Origin of the sequence: Comamonas sp. NyZ500 (genome assembly GCF_016772095.1) — a bacterium.
In the GTDB taxonomy this organism is placed as follows: domain Bacteria; phylum Pseudomonadota; class Gammaproteobacteria; order Burkholderiales; family Burkholderiaceae_C; genus Comamonas; species Comamonas thiooxydans.
In genome coordinates, this window is sequence record NZ_JAEIJE010000010.1 from 34,204 (window position 1) to 53,184 (window position 18,981).

The following is an 18,981-nucleotide window of genomic DNA, read 5'->3' on the forward strand; positions in this document are numbered from 1 at the left end:
CGCTTGCACATCAAGGCTTGGTCTGGCATGCGCGAGCACCTGGGGGCGCTATGGTGTGGGGCATGAAGCATCGAACACCCACTCTGCATATTTCCACCCGCCCTTTGCTCGGCATGGCTGCTGCCAGCATGGCTCTGCTGATGGCAGGCTGCGCCAGCAACGGCATGGTCGCAGGCGGCAAGACCGCCCCGCCTGCGCGTCAGCTGCAGGTATGCCACGCGGAGCCGGTACAGATCTACATCGGCCACAACACCGTGGCATCGACGCTGGAAACCATCCGCCAGAAATCCGGCTCGTACCTGCTGCGCGTGCTGCGCGAGGGTCAGCCCGCGACCATGGATTACAACCAGGAGCGCCTGAACGTCATCACCAATGACGCAGGCAAGATCACGGCGCTGCGCTGCGGCTGAACACCCGCCAGGACTTACAGGAACATTTCCTGCAGGTCGCTCAGAAAGTCAAAGCCGCGTTCGGTGGGCACCACGCGGCCCAGATCGCGGCTGATCAGGCCCTTGGCCTGGGCCTGATTGAGCCCCTTGGCAATGGCCGACATGGGCAGGCCCGTGCGCTCCATGAACTCCTGCAAGGCAAAGCCGCCGCGCAGGCGCAGCGCGTTGAGCATGTATTCGAACGGCAGATCGGCGCGCTTGACCTCGTTGTCCTGTGCCAGCGGCGTGCCGGCCAGTGCCATGTCCATATAGCGGGCCGGATCGCGGAAACGCACCTGACGCACGATGCGGTGGGCAAAGCTCAGCTTGCTGTGCGCACCGGCGCCAATGCCCAGATAGTCGCCGAACTGCCAGTAGTTGCTGTTGTGAAAGCACTGATGGCCGTCCTTGGCATAGGCCGAGACCTCATAGCGCTGCATGCCCGCGGCCCTGGTGCTGGCCGTGATCAGGTCCAGCATCTCATAGGCCGTATCGTCCTCCGGCACCACGGGCGGATATTTGGCGAAATAAGTGTTGGGCTCGATGGTCAGGTGATAAATCGACAGATGTGGCGGTGCAAACGACAGTGCCGTGTCCACATCGCGCTGCAGATCGACCATGCTCTGGCCGGGCAACGCATACATGAGATCGATATTGAAGGTCTCGAAATTGTCCGCCGCCTCGCGCACCGCAGCCTGGGCCTGCGCCGCATCATGCACACGGCCGACAGCCTGCAGATAGCGGTCGTCAAAGCTCTGCACCCCGATTGACAGGCGGTTCACGCCAGCCGCACGGAAGGCCTTGAAACGGTCCTTCTCGAAGGTGCCAGGGTTGGCTTCCATGGTGATCTCGCAATCGGGCTCCATACGCAGACGCGCGCGCAGACCGGCAATCAGCTTGTCCATGGATTCGGGAGAAAACAGGCTGGGCGTGCCCCCGCCCATGAAGACGCTGTGCACCGTGCGCCCCCAGATCAGCGGCAGCGCAGACTCCAGATCGGCCATCAAAGCATCGATGTAGCGATCCTCGGGCAGCGCATCTCCCTTGGCCCAGGCATGCGAGTTGAAGTCGCAATACGGGCATTTCTTGAGACACCAGGGCAGGTGCACATACAGAGACAGCGGCGGCAGGCTGCCCAGCTGCAGCGTGCCAGGCCGCATGTAATGCTGAATATCGCGCTGCACCGCCGCTTCGGCGGTCTCTGTTTGATGCTGAATGGGAATCATGGGAAATATGCTTTTCTAGCGCAAACAAAACCGACGCCGCTAAAACTAGCACACCCCAACCATGGGACAGCAAGCAAGGGCCCAGGCGGCCCCGCCGCCCCGCAGCAAGGCCGTCGTCCCCCTTCCATAGCGCGCAGAGAAAGGGGGAAGGCGCGGGGCCGCCTAGGCAAAGCGCCTCAGGGGGAGTGCGGTCAAAGACCGCTGGTTATAACCATCTCTCTTTCACCATCGCGATCATCTTCCGAGAAGAAAGTCCACGATGGCTGTGCGCATGCTTGAGCTCGGGCTCCATCTCGGCAAAGGTCAGGCCCAGCTCGGGAATAAGCAGTACCGGGTCAAAGCCGAAGCCATTGCTGCCACGGCGCTCGGTCGTGAGCAGAGCCTGCACGCGTCCTACGGCAATCAGCGGCTCGGGGTCCTTGGGCGAGCGCACGCCCACCAGGGTGCTGACCATGGCGGCACGGCGGTTGGTCACACCCTGCATCTGCTCGAGCAGCGCGCGCACATTGTTGTCGTCGCTTTTCTCGTAGCCGAACTGGGTGCAATAGTAGGCCGTGTCCACACCGGGCAGACCGCCAAAATGATCCACACACATGCCGGCATCATCGGCAATGGCGGGCAAGCCGGTCTTCTCGGCCGCAAAGCGCGCCTTGGACAGCGCATTCTCTACAAAGGTGCCATAGGGCTCGGGAGCTTCTCCCTCGAACAGATCGCCCTGACGAATCAGCTCCACGCCCAGCGGGGCAAACATGGCTTGCAACTCGGCGAGCTTTCCGCGGTTGTTGGATGCCAGCACAATTTTCATAATAAAAATCCATGGAAGCGCTTATGGCGCTTACGCAATCAGCTATTGATTCAGTAGTTTCAAGCCAGCGCCTATTGCAGCGTGCAACCGTGTTCAGGTCTTGGCTTTCTGGCGCTGTGCCGAACGGCGTATGGCCTCGTTGATTTCGGCAATCGATCGCTCGATGGCCTCGTCGTCGAGCTCATCCTCGCAGTCTTCGATCGGCCCCACCTGTATCGTGGACTCGAAGCCCTGATCCTCGATTTCCTGTGTGGAAATGGAAGACGGCTCGAAATTATTCGGTGTTTCCCATACCAGTGCCAGCACGGTGACATTGTCGCTGCCGTCCCCGGCTCGCTTGAGCGCCGTATCGACCAGCATGGGCACAAAGTGGGCCACGGCCTTGCCGTTCATGATCTGGAGAATTTCCGGCGTCGGCACCGCCCCCCAGAGGCCATCGGAGCACAGCATCAGCTGATCGCCCTCCTCAAGCCGCCTTGTCTCGCTCACATCGAAGATGGGCTTGGAAGGCGAGCCCAGGCAGGTGAACAGCACATTGCGGTTGGCCGGCGCCAGCGCACCGGAGACCTTGCGCATCTCGCTGTACGAATGATCACGTGTTCGCTCCACGAGCTGCCCGTCGCGCACCCAGTACAGACGCGAGTCGCCGCAGTGTATCCAGGTCACCTTGCCGTCCTGCAGCACGGCCGCCACCAGCGTGGTGCGCGGCGTGTCCATCATGCCCTTGGTGCTGGCATAACGCAGTATCTGGCGATGGGCCTGCAGCAACGCCTCTTCCAGAAACAGGGCAGGCTCTTCCAGCATGGGCTTGGCCTTTTGCTGAAAAAGCGTGGAAACCACCTGCAATGCTATCTGTGCGGCCACTTCGCCGTCCGGATGCCCGCCCATGCCGTCCGCCAGCACGAACAATGCCGCCTCTCGCGTGTAGCAGTAGCCCATGCGGTCTTCGTTGAGGGCACGGCCTCCACGGCGGCTGAGCTGGAAGACGGAAAATTTCATGGTTTGCGATTGCTGTCGGTCACCGCTCCACGTTCGGAGCCGCCGAGTTTCTGAAGATTCTTCCTGGCGTCATGCACCATGTTGTCAAACTGCATGCGCATGCGCTCCTGCATGCTGAGCTTGGTATAGCGACGCTCGCCTTCGCGGCTCAGCTCTTTTTGCAGGGCAAACACCGACTGCGGGCGCGAGAGCGGATCCATGGCCATGCACCACTCCACCACCTCGATCAGATTGTCCGAATACACGCCGCGCAGCTTGTTCAAGGCAAGGGCCAGTCGGTCCTTGTCCTGACGCTGCGGAGCTTCATTGGGCGGTATGCCCTGCATGCAGGCATAGATGCAGGCGCCAATGGCGTAAATATCGGTCCAAGGACCCAGCTGGGAATCGCGCCGGTACATCTCAGGGGCAGCAAAGCCCGGCGTGTACATGGGACGAATGAAGTTGCCCTCCTTGGACAGCACTTCGCGCGCGGCGCCGAAATCGATCAACACGGCCTTGTCGTCATTGGTGATGAAGATATTGGCGGGCTTGATGTCCAGATGCAGCATCTTGTGCTGATGCACGATGCGCAGGCCGCGCAGCACCTCGTCAAACAGAGAGCGGATGGTCGACTCCCTGAACACCTTGTCGGCCTTGAGCTCGCGCGCCGTGACGATGAACTCCTGCAGGGTCGCCCCTTCCAGGTAGTTCATCACCATGTAGACGGTTTCGTTTTCGCGAAAGAAATTCAGCACGCTCACCACGGAGGCGTGGGAAATCTGCGCCAGCGAGCGCCCTTCCTCGAAAAAGCTCTTGAGCCCGAGGCGATAGAGGGACAGTTTTTCTGGCGCCACCATGGGCTGCAGTTCGGCAGGCGCCCGAGTGGCAAGCGAAGCCGGCAGGTACTCCTTGATCGCTACCTGCTGGCCATCGGCGTCCAGAGCCAGGTAGACAATCCCGAACCCCCCCGAGGAAATCCTGCGCACCACCCGGTATCCGCCTATTGTGCTGCCCGACGGTAGGGGGGCTGGCTTGGTTTTTGTAGACATTTTTTACCGGTAAACCTCAAGGATGATACGAAACCCGGATAATCGGGAAATTGCAAGCATCCATCAAAAGTCCAATGCCAGTTTACAGCATGACCGGATACGCCAGTGCCCAGCACAGCGCATCCGTTGAGGGTGGTCAAGAGTCCCAGTCCAACAGCCGTCTGGGCCTTGAGATCCGCGCGGTCAATAGCCGCTTTCTGGATTTGTCCTTCCGCCTTCCCGACGAACTGCGCGCCCTTGAACCGGCCCTGCGCACCTTGCTCACCGCGCGCCTCAAGCGCGGCAAGGTGGAAGTACGAGCCGCCATCGACGTCTCCAGCAACCAATCCCTGCCCATTCCCTCAGCCACCCAGCTGCAACGCCTGGTGACCCTGCAGGACTCGGTTCAGGCCTGGCTGCCCAAGGCACGCGACCTTTCCGTGGCCGATGTGCTGCGCCTGTGCAGCGGCACCGCCACCGCCACCACGGACTGGAGCGAAATCGCTCCGGCCCTGGCCGAACAGGCCGTCACCGAGCTGCTCGCGGCTCGCGCCCGCGAGGGCGAGCGCCTGGCCGACATGCTGCTCGACCGCATCAAGCAACTGCGCGAACTGGCCAAGACCGCCACGCCGCTGGTGCCGCAGTTGGTGGAGCAGCAGCGCCAGAAGTTCCTGGAGCGCTGGAAGGAGGCCATGGCCCTCGGCGAAGGCTCGGTTGCACCCGAAGCCGCCCAGGACCGCGCCCTGGCCGAAGCCACGGCCTTTGCCATCCGCATCGACGTGGCTGAAGAAGTCACGCGCCTGGGCTCTCACCTCGACGAAATCGAGCGCCTGCTCAAAAAGGGTGGCGACATCGGCAAGCGTCTGGACTTCCTGATCCAGGAGTTGCACCGTGAAGCCAACACCCTCGGCTCCAAATCAGCCACGCTGGAGCTGACCCGCATCAGCGTCGACATGAAGGTGCTGATCGAGCAAATGCGCGAACAAGTGCAGAACATCGAGTAAGCAAGCCCTGGGCGTACCTACCCCGTACGCTCGATTCATGCCCAAAGTCATGCCCAAAGTCATGGACCATCCCGGAAATCTATTTGTCGTGTCGGCACCCAGCGGTGCCGGCAAATCCTCTCTGGTACGCGCCCTGCGTGAATTCGACGCACGCGTCTACCCCTCCGTCTCTCACACCACGCGCGCGCCGCGCGGCCAGGAAAAACATGGCCGTGAGTATTACTTCGTCTCGGACGCCGAATTCGACGCAATGGTCGCCAACAACGGCTTTGTGGAATGGGCCAATGTGCACAGCCGCCGCTACGGCACGGCCAAGAGGTCTCTGGAAGAGCGCATCCAGAGCGGCACCGATGTGCTCCTCGAAATCGACTACCAGGGCGCATTGCAGGTCAAACGGGCATTTCCCAATGCCGTGCTGATCTTCATCCTGCCGCCCAGCTGGGACGAGTTGCGGGCCCGCCTGGAAAACCGTGGCGAGGACGCTCCCGAAGTCATCGAGTTGCGCCTGAAGAACGCCGAAGAGGAAATGGCGCAGGTCGCAAAATTCGACTTCGTTATAATCAACGAACTGTTTGAGAGTGCGCTCTTTGATCTCAAGGCGATCATTCACGCGCAACGCCTCAAATATGCGGCCCAGCGGCGCCTTCGCGCCGACACCTTCGAGTCGCTCAATATCCCTGAATCCAACTGACCGTTCCCGGAGTTCCTGATGGCACGCATTACTGTTGAAGATAGCCTGGAGCAGATCCCCAACCGCTTCCAGCTCGTTTTGGCCGCGACTTATCGCGCCCGCATGCTCAATCAAGGCCATACCCCCAAGATTGAAACCAAGAATAAGGCCAGCGTCACAGCCCTGCGTGAAATCGCAGACGGCAAGGTAGGCCTGGAAATGCTGAAGAAGGTGCCGGGTTGAGCTGTTGCATCGCAGCACCAAAATAGACAATTAAGCACCGCTCGTCGGTGCTTTTTTGTGCCTAGCAGCTTGCACTCCATACTTGCAGGCTACATTTAAGGAATATGACAGCGGCCCAGAACTCGACGATTGCTCCTTCCTCTACGGCACCGGCCAAGCCTCAGCGCATGCCCGCTGATCAGGCTGCACGTGTGTCGGCTGCTGCTTTTGAGGGCTTGATGGAGCATCTCGGCTATCTGGATGCCGACAGCGCCGAGCGCGTGCGCCAAGCGTATATCTACGCAGATCAAGCACATACCGATCAGTGGCGCAGCAGTGGAGACCCCTATATCACCCACCCCATCGCGGTCACGGGAATCTGCGCCAACTGGAAGCTCGATGCCCCCGCCCTGATGGCGGCCCTGCTGCATGACTCCATGGAGGATTGCGGCATCACCAAGCTGGATCTGAAGGAACGCTTTGGCGAGGATGTGGCCGAACTGGTGGACGGGCTGACCAAGCTGGACAAGCTGCAGTTCAATACCCGCGAGGAAAACCAGGCAGAGTCCTTTCGCAAGATGCTGCTGGCCATGGCGCGCGATGTGCGCGTCATCCTGATCAAGCTGGCCGACCGCACCCACAATATGCGCACCATGAGCGACATGCCGCGCAGCAAGTGGGGCCGCATCTCGTCCGAAACGCTGGAGATCTACGCCCCCATCGCTCACCGCCTGGGTCTGAACCAGACCTATCGCGAGCTGCAGGACCTGTCGTTCAAACATCTGCACCCCTGGCGCTATGCCACGCTGGAAAAAGCCATCGGTCGCTCGCGTACACGCCGCCGTGACCTGGTCCATCGCGTGCAGGATGAAGTCAGCACCGCTTTTGCCACGCACAGCCTGTCGGTTCGCCTGCTGGGCCGCGAGAGCACGCTGTATTCGCTGTACCAGCGCATGCAGAAGAACCAGCTGAGCTTTGCCAAGGTCACCGACATCTACGGCTTTCGCATCATCGTCCCCAAGACGCTGGACTGCTACACCGCCCTGGGCGTGCTGCACCAGAAGTACAAGCCCATGCCGGGCCGCTTCAAGGACTACATCGCCATTGCCAAGAGCAATGGCTACCAGTCGCTGCACACCACGCTGGTCGGTCCCTCCAGCGTCAGCATCGAATTCCAGATTAGAACGGAAGAGATGAACATCGTGGCCGAGGCCGGCGTCGCGGCCCACTGGCTGTACAAGGCGCAGCAAGGTCATGACTCCGAGCATCTGTCCACCCAGTGGCTGCAGTCCCTGCTCGACATCCAGAACGAGACCCGCGACGCGGCGGAGTTCTGGGATCACGTCAAGGTCGATCTCTTCCCCGATGCCGTGTACGTGTTCACGCCCAAGAGCGAGATCATGGCCATGCCGCGCGGTGCCACGGTGGTGGACTTTGCCTACGCCATCCACAGCAAGATCGGGCATCGCACCACGGCGGCCAAGATCAATGACGAGGAAGTGCCGCTGCGCACCGAACTCAAGAGCGGCGATGTGGTGCAGATCATCACCTCCGAAACCTCCACGCCCAACCCGGCCTGGCTGAGTTTTGTGAAAACCGGTCGCGCGCGCTCCAAGATTCGCTCCTACCTCAAGAATGCGGCCCAGACCGAAGCCGGTCAGCTCGGAGAAACGCTGCTGGCCCAGGCTCTGCGTGCCGAAGGCATTGACAGCGTACCGTCTCAGGACGATGCCAACAAGAACGTCTGGGACGAAATCTTGCGCATCACGGGCAACCGCACGCCCGCAGACCTCATGGTCGATATCGGCATGGGCCGCCGCATCGCCTCGCTGGTGGCGGCGCGCATGACCGCCTTCATGACCAAGCAGGGGGTGCGCCCGGATGCCCTGCTCATCACGCAGGAGCGCTTCAATACGCACAACCGCCCCTTCCAGGGTGCGGTCACGCTCAACGGCGACGAGAGCAGTTCGGTCTATTACTCGCACTGCTGCCGCCCCGTGCCTGGCGACCCGATTCTGGGCTACCTGGGCGGTCAGGGCCTGGTCGTGCACCACGCCCATTGCAACAATGCCATCAAGCTGCGTGAAAAGGATGCCGACCGTTTCATCACCGTGGACTGGTCCGACGACATCACGCGCCTGTTCGAGGCGGGAATCGTGGTCACCGTGCAAAACAACAAGGGCGTGCTGGCCCGTGTGGCGGCCGAGCTATCGAATGCCGAAGCCGATATCGTGCGCGTCGAGATGACCGATGAAGCCGCGATCGGCACCACCGACCTGCGCTTTGTCATCTCCGTGCAGAACAGCGTTCAGCTGGAGAATGCGCTGCGCAATCTGCGCCGCCTGCACTCGGTCATTCGCGCCAGCCGCGTCATGGCCTGACCTCTTCCATGCTCCACAAGGCCGCCTCGGGCGGCCTTTTTCATGGGCGAAAGATTTTGTTGCATTCTGCGGGAGCTATCCCGCCATGCAACAGTCCCCAGGCCACGGCAGCAAGCGACAATGGCATTCATGCTCCAAACCGCACCTTCGCTTCTGAATGTCCGTCAGCCGTTGCTGATCACCGCCATCGCAGCAGCCCTGCTCGCAGGCTGCGCCACCCGGTCCGAGCCTCCTGCGGCGGTGGTGCCCGAACCGGCACAGCCTGCCAAAACAGAGCAAGGCACTGACGAAGCAGCGATGGAAAGTCCCATACAGGCCAGCAACTTCGCACACTGGAAGCAGGAATTCGCCCCACGCGCACGCGCAGCAGGCATTTCGGAGCGCACACTGCGCAGCGCATTGGCCGGCGCCAGACTCCAGCCCAGCATCGTCAGGCTCGACCGTTCCCAGCCCGAGTTCACGCGCACGCCCTGGCAGTATCTGGACAGCGCCGTCTCCGCACAACGCATCAGGACCGGCAAGCTCAAGATGCAGGAATACGCAGCCAGTCTGCAAGCGGCCAGCCAGCGATATGGCGTGCCGGCGCCCGTGATTACAGCCATCTGGGGCATGGAGAGCAATTACGGCAGCAACTTCGGCAGCTTCTCGGCCGTGGATGCGCTGGCCACTCTCGCCTTCGACGGCCGCCGTGCCGAATGGGCGCAGAAGGAGCTCATTGCCGCTCTGCGCATCATCGACAACGGCGATATCGACGCCGCCCATATGATCAGCTCGTGGGCCGGTGCCATGGGCAACACCCAGTTTCTGCCCTCAGTCTTCCTGCAATATGCAGTCGATGCCGATGGAGACGGTCGCCGCGACATCTGGGGCTCCATGGCCGATGTGGCCGCCTCCACGGCCAACTATCTTGCAAGCTCGGGCTGGAACCCCGGCGAACCCTGGGGCGTTGAAGTGCGCCTGCCAGCCAATTTCGATTACGCGCGCACCGAGCTTTCCACGCGCCAGAACAGCAATGCCTGGGCGACAGAAGGCGTGCAAAGCATGAACGGACAGGCCTTGCCTGCGATGGCCGGAGCCAGCATCATTGCACCGGCCGGTGCCCGTGGTCCGGCCTTCATGGTGGGCAGCAACTTCCGCGCCATCCTGCGCTACAACAACTCCACCAACTATGCACTGGCCGTGAGCCTGCTCGCATCGCAACTGGCAGGCAATGGTGGTGTCAGCGCCGAATGGCCGCGCGATCTCAGCGCACTCACACGTGAGCAGACACGGGCGCTGCAGACCGCACTCAGCCAGCGCGGCTTTGCCACCGGAGCGGCCGACGGCGTGATGGGTCCGGCCACCCGGGCCGGGCTGCGTCAATACCAGCAAAGCGAGGGCCTGGTGGCAGACGGCTACCCCACGCTGGAGCTGCTGCAACGCCTGCAGGCTGGCAACCCATCTCAAAAACAATAGCTTTTAGCGCTTGTTGATCAACGATTTCAATTCTAAAACCATCTGAAATCATTGAACATCAAGCGAGTGAAGCTCACAAAATAAAAGCGCAGCTTCCACACGGAAGCCGCGCTTTTTTGTTGCCCCTGAAATCAGGATCGAGATGTGGGCTGAGGATAGCTGACGTCCAGAATCTCCAGCATGCGCACACCGGCCGGCGTGGGCAAGGCCACCTCGTCGCCCACGCGCGCCTTGAGCAGCGCACGCGAAACCGGGGCAATCCAGCTGACCTGGTTCTGCGCGCTGTCCGCCTCGTCAATGCCCATGATGGTGATGGTGCGCTCCACGCCCTCGTCATCGACATAGCTGACCGTGGCGCCAAAGAAGACCTGGTCGCTGCCCGCATGCACGGCAGGGTCGACCACCTCGGCAATCTCCAGTCTCTTGGTGAGAAAGCGGATGCGGCGGTCGATCTCGCGCAGACGCTTTTTGCCGTAGAGATAGTCGCCGTTCTCGGAACGGTCGCCGTTGCTGGCCGCCCAGTGCACGATCTCCACGATCTTGGGGCGCTCGTTGTCGATCAGATCCAGCAGCTCGTCCTTGATGCGCTGGTAGCCCTGGGGCGTGATGTAGTTCTTGCCGCCGACGGGCAATGGCGGCAGAGCGCCGACGTCATCATCGTCGTCGCCGTCCGATTCTTTGGTGAAAGCCTTGCTCATGAGGCCGATCTTCACACAGATCCGGGCCTGATCAGAGCATGGCTCGTCAAAGCCCGGAAACGAAAAAACCTCAGAACCTTGCAGTTCTGAGGCTTGTCGTTTGGTGCGGCTGGCAGGAATCGAACCCACGACCCCTTGGTTCGTAGCCAAGTACTCTATCCAGCTGAGCTACAGCCGCTAAGCCTCGAATTATATACAGATTTTGGAGCCGCTCGGTGAAAACCCGGATTTTTCTTCAAAGACATCCAGCACCGGCAGTCCTGCCGCCACAGGCAAGGCAGAAACGAAAAAGCCTCAGAACTTTTCAGTTCTGAGGCTTGTCGTTTGGTGCGGCTGGCAGGAATCGAACCCACGACCCCTTGGTTCGTAGCCAAGTACTCTATCCAGCTGAGCTACAGCCGCTAAGCCTCAAATTATATACAGTTTTTGGAGCCTGCAGAAAAGGTCTCCAGGAATTTCAGATCCCGCGCGCTGCTTCAGGCTTGCGACCACATGAAAAGCCTGATTCCAAGCACATGCATATGCGCTAATCTTGAGCGTTGAAACCGGTCCGCCAGCAAGCTGCTGGCGGCCTCTGCAATGCCGCGTTCATGGACCCCAAAGAGCCAGCCCCCGCGCGTCAGGGCAGCCGGTCGCTCCAGGCCGCCGCACGCTGCGGCAGTGCATTCAGAACCATCAATGACGACAGACAGACAACAGGCCTCGCCTTCGATTCCTCCATCCGTGGCCATGTGGGAGCAGCTGTTTCGCCGCAGCGCCAGGCCCTCTCTAAGCCTTCAGGGTCAGATTCGCGAAATGCTGGTCGATGCCATCCTCAGCGGCATTCTCGCGCCCGGCGACGCTATCCCCTCGAGCCGGGAACTGGCCAAGCTGCTGGGCGTGGGTCGCATCACCGTGGTCATGGCCTACCAGCAGCTGACCGAAGAGGCCTTCTTGCTGAGCCGCGAGAGAAAAGGCCATTTCATACACCCCGATGTGCTGCAGGGCCGCACGGCCGAGCGCACGCCGGGCAGCGGCAGGAGCACGGACGCCGAGGCGCACACGGACTGGTCGCGCCGCCTGTGGCTGCGCCCCAGCCTGCAGCGCAGCATCGTGAAGGAAGACGACTGGCAGCGGTTCCCCTATCCGTTTCTCTACGGCCAGTTCGACAAGGAGCTGTTTCCCACGGCCGCCTGGCGCGAATGCTGCCTCAAGTCCCTGGGCGTGGTGGACATCCGCATGTGGGCGCCCGATCACATCACCCGCGACGACGACAGCCTCATCCAGCAGGTGCAGACCAAGATCCTGCCGCGCCGCGGCGTCTGGGCGTCACCCGACGAAATCATCATCACAGTCGGCGCCCAGCATGCGCTGTACATGGTGGCCGATTTGCTGATGCGCGAGGGCACCTCCATCGGCATCGAAAACCCCTGCTACCCCGATGCGCGCAATATCTTCAGCAGCCGCACCTCGCAGGTCATTCCCATTGGCGTGGATGGCGATGGACTGCCTATCGTCAATGCCATGCGCAAGCTCGAGTACCTCTACGTCACGCCCAGCCATCAGTGCCCCACGGGCGTCACCATGCCGCTGGAGCGGCGCGAAGCCTTGCTGGAGGCCGCACAGAAGCACGACCTCATCATCATCGAGGACGACTACGAAAGCGAAAGCAGCTTCGACGAACAGCCCATCCCGGCACTCAAAAGCCTGGACCGCAACAACCGCGTGATCTATATCGGCAGCCTCTCCAAGAGCCTGGCACCCGGCCTTCGCGTGGGCTATATCGTGGCTCCGCCCGAGCTGATCAAGGAGCTGCGTGCCCTGCGCCGCCTGATGATCCGCCATCCTTCCACCTTCATCCAGCGCACATTGGCCATGTTCATCTCGCTGGGCCACTACGAGGCCCAGCTGCGCCGTCTCGGCCAGGCCCAGAAAGAGCGTCATGCCGAGCTGACGGCAGCCATGGCTCGCTACCTGCCCCAATGCCGCATCACGCCGGTACGCGGCGGCGGCTCGTGCTGGGTGCAACTGCCCGACCATGTGCCCGCGCAGGCACTGGCACGCCAGGCCGCCGAGCATGGAGTGCTGATCGAGCCCGGCGATGTGTTCTTCACCTCCCCTCGCAACACGGGCAACTTCATACGCCTGGGCTATCAGTCCATTCCCGCGGGACAAATCGCCCAGGGCATCAAGGCCCTGGCAGAAGCCATGCACTGCATGTAGAGGCGCAAAACAAAAAGCCCCGGACTCAGGGTCCGGGGCTTTTTGTCGGTCTCATCAATTCTTGCGCAGCTTGGGCGGAGCCAGCTCGTCGAGCAGCCCCTCGGGACTGATTCCGCGCCGCAATGTCTGACGCACGCGATAGGCAATCAGCAAGATGCACAGGCTGGCCACACCCAGGGCCAGCGGAGTGCGCTGTTCGGGAATGAAGCCCATGGCCACCACGATGGACAGCATGCCCGCAATCGCCAGCCAGGTCAGATAAGGAAAGCACCACATGCGCACCTTGAGCAGATGCGGAGCCTCGTTCTCCAATCGATAGCGCAGGCGCAACTGGGAAATCGCAATCAGGATGTAGACGAAGATGGCCACGGTGCCATAGGAGTTCACGAGAAAGGCGAACACCTTGTCGGGAGACAGATAGGACATGACGATGGCACCGTAGCCGAACAAGGTGGCCACCAGAATCGCGTACACGGGCACGCCGTTGCGGCTGACCTGGGCCAGCACCTTGGGCGCATCGCCGCGTCGCGTCAGCGCAAACAGCATGCGCGAAGAGGCATAAAGCCCGGAGTTGAGCGCCGACAGCACGGCGGTCAGCACCACGGCATTCATGATCTGGGCAGCGGCCGGCACGCCCATGGCATCGAGAGCACTGACATAGGGCGTGGACATGCCGATGGAGTTCCATGGCACCAGGCATGCCACCAGCAGCACCGATCCCACATAGAACACCAGCACGCGCAGGATGACCGAATTCGTGGCCTTGGCCACGGCCTTCTGGGGCTCGGCGGTTTCGGCGGCCGCAATCGTCACGATCTCCGCGCCGAAATAGAAGCCGGTCGCGGCCACGGCGCCCGTGAGCACCGGAACAATGCCGTTGGGCATGAAGCCGCCGTTCTGGCTCAGGTTGGCGACATGCATTCCGCTGCCGCCCGGTGTCAGGCCCAGCACATAGACACCGGCAATGAACAGAAACACCACGATGGCGGCCACCTTCACGGATGCCAGCCAGAACTCGCACTCGCCAAAGGATTTGACCGAGACCAGATTGGTCAGCGTCATCATGATCAGCAGGACCAGGCTGATGCTCCAGGCCGGCACGTCGGGCAGCCAGTAGCGCACCAGCTCCGCCCCCGCCACCGCTTCGATCGCCACGACGATGACCCAGAAATACCAGTACATCCAGCCCGTGAGAAATCCCGCCAGTTGGCCCACGGCGGGCCGGTCGCGCCAGGCTTCCCGGGCGTACTCGTAAAACGAGCCTCCCGTCATGGAGCAGGCCATCTCGCCCAGCATGCGCATGACCAGCACCACCAGCAGGCCGGTGATCAGAAAAGAGATGACGGCCGCCGGCCCGGCCGACTTGATGACCACGCCACTGCCGACGAAGAGCCCGGCACCGATGACACCGCCCAGGGCAATCATGGTCATGTGCCGCTGCTTGAGACTGTGCGACAGCCCGTCCGGCGACGAATGCGGATTTCCAATCATTTTTGTCTCCTGTCTTGCCGGCCTGGAAATGCCGGTCGCCACGGCTTTATGTATCTGGCTGTGCCTTGCTGCTCATGCAGGCCGTTGCCGTGGTCGTTCAGTTATCTGCTTGAAAATTGTTGCGCGAAGCCATGCGTGCAGCGCCCCCTGCCGCGAGACAAGAATGCGCGCACGCAAACCAGGCTCGTGTCAGGAAATCGCCACAGGCGGGCGATCCTTGCGGTAGGCGTTCTTGACGGCGATCTTGCCGTCACGGAAGGTGAACACATCGACCATGCGTGCCTCTACACGCAGGCCGTCGGCCTTGGTGCCCTTGAAGGTGCTCTCCGAAACACCGCGCGTGCCTTGCACAAAATGCTCTCCATCCACCCAGGCCGCATCGGGGAATGCCTGCCAGGCCAGCTGAAAGCCCTCACGCACGGCTTCACGACCCACGAAGCTGCGTCCCATCAGATCAGGGCCGGCAACGGCATGAAACTCGCACTCGTCGGCCATGAAGTCCATCAATGCGTCAATGTCATGGCGATTCCACGCGTCGGAGAAACGCGCCAGAAACTGGACATCGGGTTGGGATTCTTGCTTGCTCATATGCTCTCCAGATTGCTGTCATGTCATGGGGGTCGACCATTGCAAAAGCGCCCCCTTTCTATCGAAAAATGCCTGAAATTCCGATGGCTCATGGTAGGTAGCACTGGCTCCATTTCGTAGGGCCAGTTGCCGGCTATCGTTAAGTCCAAGGCCTTGCCGCGCAGGGCAGTGATCCCTCGCGAGATGACGGCGGCGCGCACCGAAAAATGCCTTGAGAAAGTCCGCTTCTCCTCTGAGCGCGACGCTCTGTCCCAGCTCTTGCGGATGCAGACCGAAGCCCGCCGGCAAATGCCTCTTGTGCCGCTTCATTTAGGTGAAAACGATAGGAGAACATCAACACGCTCAATGCGGTCATCGCTGCCACAGGCGCAGGGGCAGTTCACGGCCACGCCCGCTGTCTGCACAGGTGGCGGTGGACTCCAATGCATCCCCCTGAGGTTGCGGCTGACACAGCCTGTGTCATGCCGATCTGAAGCAGGCCGGCGCGCAGCCCCGCCCGGCGAGCGCGACTCGGTGGGTCGCCCGGTTTGCAGGAGACTCGCTGCCGCCCGTCTGCGGCAATCCCGAGATTCGGATGGCCAGGCTTGCGCGCTGGCTCCATCAAAACCTGTGCCGTGGCCCTAACCAGCTGCGCAAGGGGCTGGCTATGCTGCTCTGGACATCGCAAGCAGTGCATCTGCATTGACTTTGCGTCCATCAATTCCATAGCAATAGAGCGCCGCTTCAAACGCAGCCACACCAGGAGACGACCGCCATGAAAGCCGAGGACATCCGCCCCAGCCATCTGAATCCATACGACCCGCAGTACGACCCCCTGGTGGCAAGAAACCCCGGACATGGTGCCGGCTACGCTCCGACCTACTGGGTAGGGACGGCAGGCCGGCCACCCGAGGACGATGGTCCGGTCTGCGGCGACATGGAAGCCGATGTGGTCATCGTGGGCTCGGGCTTCACGGGCCTGTCCACTGCGCTGTTTCTGGCCCGCGAACACGGCATTCGCGCCGTGGTTCTCGAGGCCAACCAGAGCGCCTGGGGCTGCACCAGCCGCAACGGCGGCCAAGGCCAGAATGCCAGCGGCCGCCTCTATCGCTCGCAGTGGATAGAGCGCTGGGGCAAGGACACAGCCCTGAAGCTGGATGCGGAGATCCGCGAAGGATTCGACACGTTCAAGAAACTGGTTGCGGAGTTTCCAGAATGCGAGCCGCAACCGGGAGGGCATTTGTATATTGCCCACCGCGACAGAAAAATGGATTTTCTGCGCAACGAGACCAGCGTCATGCGCGAAGTCTTCGGCTACGACGCCCGCATACTCAGCGTCGATGCTGTGCGCCGCGACTATGTCGATGACGCCGACTGCCGTGGCGCGATGCATGAGCCCGACGGCATTGGCGTGCATCCGCTCAAGCTGGCATTCGGCTATCTGCGCAAGGCCCGCGAGCTGGGAGTGAAGGTGCATCCCGCCAGCCCCGTGCTGGGCATGGAGACACGCAACGGCGTGCATTACCTCCAGACACCGGGCGGCACGGTCAAGGCACGCGCCGTCGGCTTTGCCACCGGTGGCTATACCAGCAACGGCCTTCACCGCAGTCTGCGCTCCAAGATCATGCCGATTCTCTCGAACTCGCTGGTCACCAGACCCTTGACGGAAGAAGAGCTGGCAGCCACCAATTTCAAGACCACGCAAGTCATCACCGACACGCGCACGCTGCGCTTTTACTACCGCAAGCTGCCCGACAACCGCGTGCAGATCGGCAGCCGCAGCGCCGTCACCGGCGCCGATGCGCCCAATCCGGTCCATATGGCCAAGTTGGTCGAGGGCCTGCACCACAAGTTCCCGGCCCTCAAGGGAATCCAGGTGGACTACTCCTGGTGGGGATGGGTCGATGTAAGCCACGACATGATGCCGCGTATCACCCAGCCCGATCCAAGGGAAAGCGTCTTCTATGCGGTCGGCTATGGCGGCAACGGCGTGTCGTTCTCTGCGCATGCGGGCCGGCGCATGGCCCAGCGCATCGCAGGCCAGAACCTCAAGGCCTTCGAGTTGCCAATCTACAACTCATCGCTCGAATATCCGAATGTGTTCAATATGGTGCGCTCGGAGGCATTTGCACCATTTCGCCGCATGGGGCAGCGCTTTCTCTACCACTGGTATCACATGAACGACGAGAAGAACTGACCCTGCCAGCCGCCGTTCGGGCTTCACGCAACGAAGAGCACCTTCCGCCAGGAAGGTGCTTTTTTTCATGCTATCTACGGATGCGGTGCGGCGCACACCCCGGAGCCCCGGCCACAGGAAAAACCGCCTCTCTGGCACGCATATTGCGCAAGCATTCATGCCTCCCGGCCAGCCCAATCCGCCCTCATCTGTCTGCGATCAGTGAAACCACCTAAGCCCAAGCAGATGCCGCAAAAACGCCCTTCACCAGGACCGAGATATCCCGCGCAAGCCGCGCCATGCAAGGCTTTGCAATGCACGGTCGCGGTGCACGCCAACCCATGCTGCGCGCCCCATCCGGGGCCGTGCGCGACTGGACCTAACGATTCACAGCAACTGGCCCTACTGGCTGCGCAAGGTTGCTCACTACGATCCGCTCAGAAAGCTCTTTGAGCCTCGCGATGCGGCTTTCTACCGGTTCAGCCAGAAGCGGGAATGGGAAAGCAAGTCAGCAAGAGTGAGCACAGCAAGGGTTCTCTGGTCTAAGTCTTCAACCGATATCGCTCTAACCATGGAGAAATTGGCAATGAAAATGCAAAAACGATGGATGCTGAAAGCGGGTGCCGCAACAGCAGCACTGGCCATGACCGGCTTCGCGCTGGCGCAGCAGAAAACCGTGACCTTCGCCAACCAGGACATGCTGGTGCCTCTGCGCCTAGTCATGGAGTCGGGCGAGGTGGAAAAGGAGACGGGCTACAAGATCAACTGGCGCATGTTCTCGGGCGGCGGCGACGTGATACGGGCGATGGCCTCGGGCGACGTGCAGATGGGAGAGGTGGGATCCAGCCCGCTGACCGCTGCCGCCAGCCAGGGGCAGGACATCAAGCTGCTCTGGATCTCCGCGGATATCGCCGGTGCCGAAGCCCTGGTGGCACGCGATGGCGGCGGCATCAGCAATTTCAAGAGCATGGAAGGCAAGCGCATTGGCGTGCCGTTCGTCTCCACCGCGCACTACCAGCTGGTCGCTGCCCTGGGCAAGGAAGGCGTCGACGCGCGCAAGGTCAACATCATGAACATGCGCCCGCCAGAGATTGCCGCGGCATGGGAACGCGGCGATATCGATGCCACCTTTGTCTGGGATCCGGTGCTGGCCAAGGTCAAGCAAAAGGGCAAGGTGATTGCCACCTCCGGCTCCATTGCGCAGATGGGCTATCCCACCTTCGAGGGCATTGCCGTGAGCAGCAAGTTCGCCCAGGAAAATCCCCAGTTCATGGTGGCGTTCATCAAGGCCCTGAATCGGGCCAGCGCCCAGGTGCGCGACAACCTGGCCAGGTGGACTCCCGACTCGCCCGAGATCAAGGCGATTGCCAAATGGAGCAAGGCCGACCCCAAGGACGTGCCCGCAGCCATGGCGCTTTACCGCTTCCCCAGTGCCGAAGAGCAGCTCGGCGTGCAGTGGCTGGAAGGCGGTGCGGCCAAGGCAATGACCAATACCGCAACGTTTCTGAAGTCGCAGGGACGAATCCAGGAGGTCAGGCCCGACTACGCCGCGTACGTGACCAGCAGCTATGTCAAGCAAGCGCTCGGCCGTTGACTGCCCGCCCACGACGGCCAACCCCGTCGTGGCTCCCAGCTTTGTTTCACATAGGA

General features: G+C 61.5%; 16 protein-coding genes and 2 tRNA genes. 9 read left to right on the plus strand and 9 right to left on the minus strand.

The annotated features are described in order from the left end of the window. Positions 1-62 precede the first annotated feature (62 nt). Positions 63-410 carry an I78 family peptidase inhibitor gene (locus JAO85_RS15650; RefSeq protein WP_237734871.1) on the plus strand — a complete coding sequence of 116 codons (348 nt, stop codon included), beginning with the start codon at positions 63-65 and terminating at the stop codon, positions 408-410. Positions 411-424: 14 nt separating this feature from the next. Here the strand turns inward: JAO85_RS15650 and hemW are convergent, their stop codons facing one another. From hemW to JAO85_RS15670, 4 genes are all read right to left on the minus strand, one after another. Then, positions 425-1,654: a radical SAM family heme chaperone HemW gene (gene hemW, locus JAO85_RS15655; RefSeq protein WP_202788484.1), complete on the minus strand. Its 1,230-nt coding sequence runs from the start codon at positions 1,652-1,654 to the stop codon at positions 425-427. A 205-nt stretch (positions 1,655-1,859) separates the two neighbouring features. Then, positions 1,860-2,459, minus strand: a complete 600-nt coding sequence (locus JAO85_RS15660) for a non-canonical purine NTP pyrophosphatase (RefSeq protein ID WP_087866217.1) — start codon at positions 2,457-2,459, stop codon at positions 1,860-1,862. 93 nt (positions 2,460-2,552) lie between these two features. Next, positions 2,553-3,458, minus strand: coding sequence for a PP2C family serine/threonine-protein phosphatase (locus tag JAO85_RS15665; RefSeq protein WP_012839581.1), 906 nt, complete (start codon positions 3,456-3,458; stop codon positions 2,553-2,555). Continuing rightward, positions 3,455-4,486 carry a serine/threonine-protein kinase gene (locus JAO85_RS15670; protein ID WP_034358139.1) on the minus strand — a complete coding sequence of 344 codons (1,032 nt, stop codon included), beginning with the start codon at positions 4,484-4,486 and terminating at the stop codon, positions 3,455-3,457. The genes JAO85_RS15665 and JAO85_RS15670 overlap by 4 nt, the downstream gene beginning before the upstream one ends. An 89-nt stretch (positions 4,487-4,575) precedes the next feature. Here JAO85_RS15670 and JAO85_RS15675 point away from each other — a divergent pair, with 89 nt between their 5' ends. The 5 genes from JAO85_RS15675 to JAO85_RS15695 all read left to right on the plus strand — a co-directional run bounded on the left by JAO85_RS15675 (position 4,576) and on the right by JAO85_RS15695 (position 10,197). Continuing rightward, positions 4,576-5,469, plus strand: a complete 894-nt coding sequence (locus JAO85_RS15675) for a YicC/YloC family endoribonuclease (protein ID WP_034361489.1) — start codon at positions 4,576-4,578, stop codon at positions 5,467-5,469. Positions 5,470-5,530: 61 nt separating this feature from the next. Continuing rightward, positions 5,531-6,160 carry a guanylate kinase gene (gmk, locus tag JAO85_RS15680; RefSeq protein WP_003062692.1) on the plus strand — a complete coding sequence of 210 codons (630 nt, stop codon included), beginning with the start codon at positions 5,531-5,533 and terminating at the stop codon, positions 6,158-6,160. Positions 6,161-6,178: 18 nt separating this feature from the next. Further along, positions 6,179-6,382 carry a DNA-directed RNA polymerase subunit omega gene (gene rpoZ, locus JAO85_RS15685; RefSeq protein WP_003052081.1) on the plus strand — a complete coding sequence of 68 codons (204 nt, stop codon included), beginning with the start codon at positions 6,179-6,181 and terminating at the stop codon, positions 6,380-6,382. A 104-nt stretch (positions 6,383-6,486) separates the two neighbouring features. After that, positions 6,487-8,742 (plus strand): bifunctional (p)ppGpp synthetase/guanosine-3',5'-bis(diphosphate) 3'-pyrophosphohydrolase, encoded by a 2,256-nt coding sequence (locus tag JAO85_RS15690; RefSeq protein WP_034377764.1) that lies wholly within the window; start codon positions 6,487-6,489, stop codon positions 8,740-8,742. 120 nt (positions 8,743-8,862) lie between these two features. After that, positions 8,863-10,197, plus strand: coding sequence for a lytic murein transglycosylase (locus JAO85_RS15695; protein WP_039049720.1), 1,335 nt, complete (start codon positions 8,863-8,865; stop codon positions 10,195-10,197). A gap of 131 nt (positions 10,198-10,328) precedes the next feature. Here JAO85_RS15695 and greB read toward each other — a convergent pair whose 3' ends face one another. From greB to JAO85_RS15710, 3 genes are all read right to left on the minus strand, one after another. Then, complete coding sequence (greB, locus tag JAO85_RS15700) at positions 10,329-10,895, minus strand: transcription elongation factor GreB (RefSeq protein WP_039049748.1); 567 nt, start codon at positions 10,893-10,895, stop codon at positions 10,329-10,331. Between the two features lie 101 nt (positions 10,896-10,996). Continuing rightward, positions 10,997-11,073, minus strand: a tRNA-Arg gene (locus JAO85_RS15705). A gap of 147 nt (positions 11,074-11,220) precedes the next feature. After that, positions 11,221-11,297 (minus strand) — tRNA-Arg (locus JAO85_RS15710). 276 nt (positions 11,298-11,573) lie between these two features. Between JAO85_RS15710 and JAO85_RS15715 the strand changes: the two genes are divergently transcribed. Beyond that, complete coding sequence (locus tag JAO85_RS15715; RefSeq protein WP_039049719.1) at positions 11,574-13,097, plus strand: PLP-dependent aminotransferase family protein; 1,524 nt, start codon at positions 11,574-11,576, stop codon at positions 13,095-13,097. Between the two features lie 54 nt (positions 13,098-13,151). Here JAO85_RS15715 and JAO85_RS15720 read toward each other — a convergent pair whose 3' ends face one another. After that, entirely contained in the window at positions 13,152-14,588 is a 1,437-nt protein-coding gene (locus JAO85_RS15720) for an amino acid permease (RefSeq protein WP_202788485.1), read from the minus strand. Between the two features lie 189 nt (positions 14,589-14,777). Further along, positions 14,778-15,176, minus strand: a complete 399-nt coding sequence (locus JAO85_RS15725) for a nuclear transport factor 2 family protein (protein ID WP_012839588.1) — start codon at positions 15,174-15,176, stop codon at positions 14,778-14,780. Positions 15,177-15,930: 754 nt separating this feature from the next. Here JAO85_RS15725 and JAO85_RS15730 point away from each other — a divergent pair. Next, entirely contained in the window at positions 15,931-17,352 is a 1,422-nt protein-coding gene (locus JAO85_RS15730) for an FAD-binding oxidoreductase (RefSeq protein ID WP_202788486.1), read from the plus strand. A gap of 565 nt (positions 17,353-17,917) precedes the next feature. Continuing rightward, positions 17,918-18,925, plus strand: coding sequence for a taurine ABC transporter substrate-binding protein (gene tauA, locus JAO85_RS15735; protein WP_003062701.1), 1,008 nt, complete (start codon positions 17,918-17,920; stop codon positions 18,923-18,925). Positions 18,926-18,981: the final 56 nt, after the last annotated feature.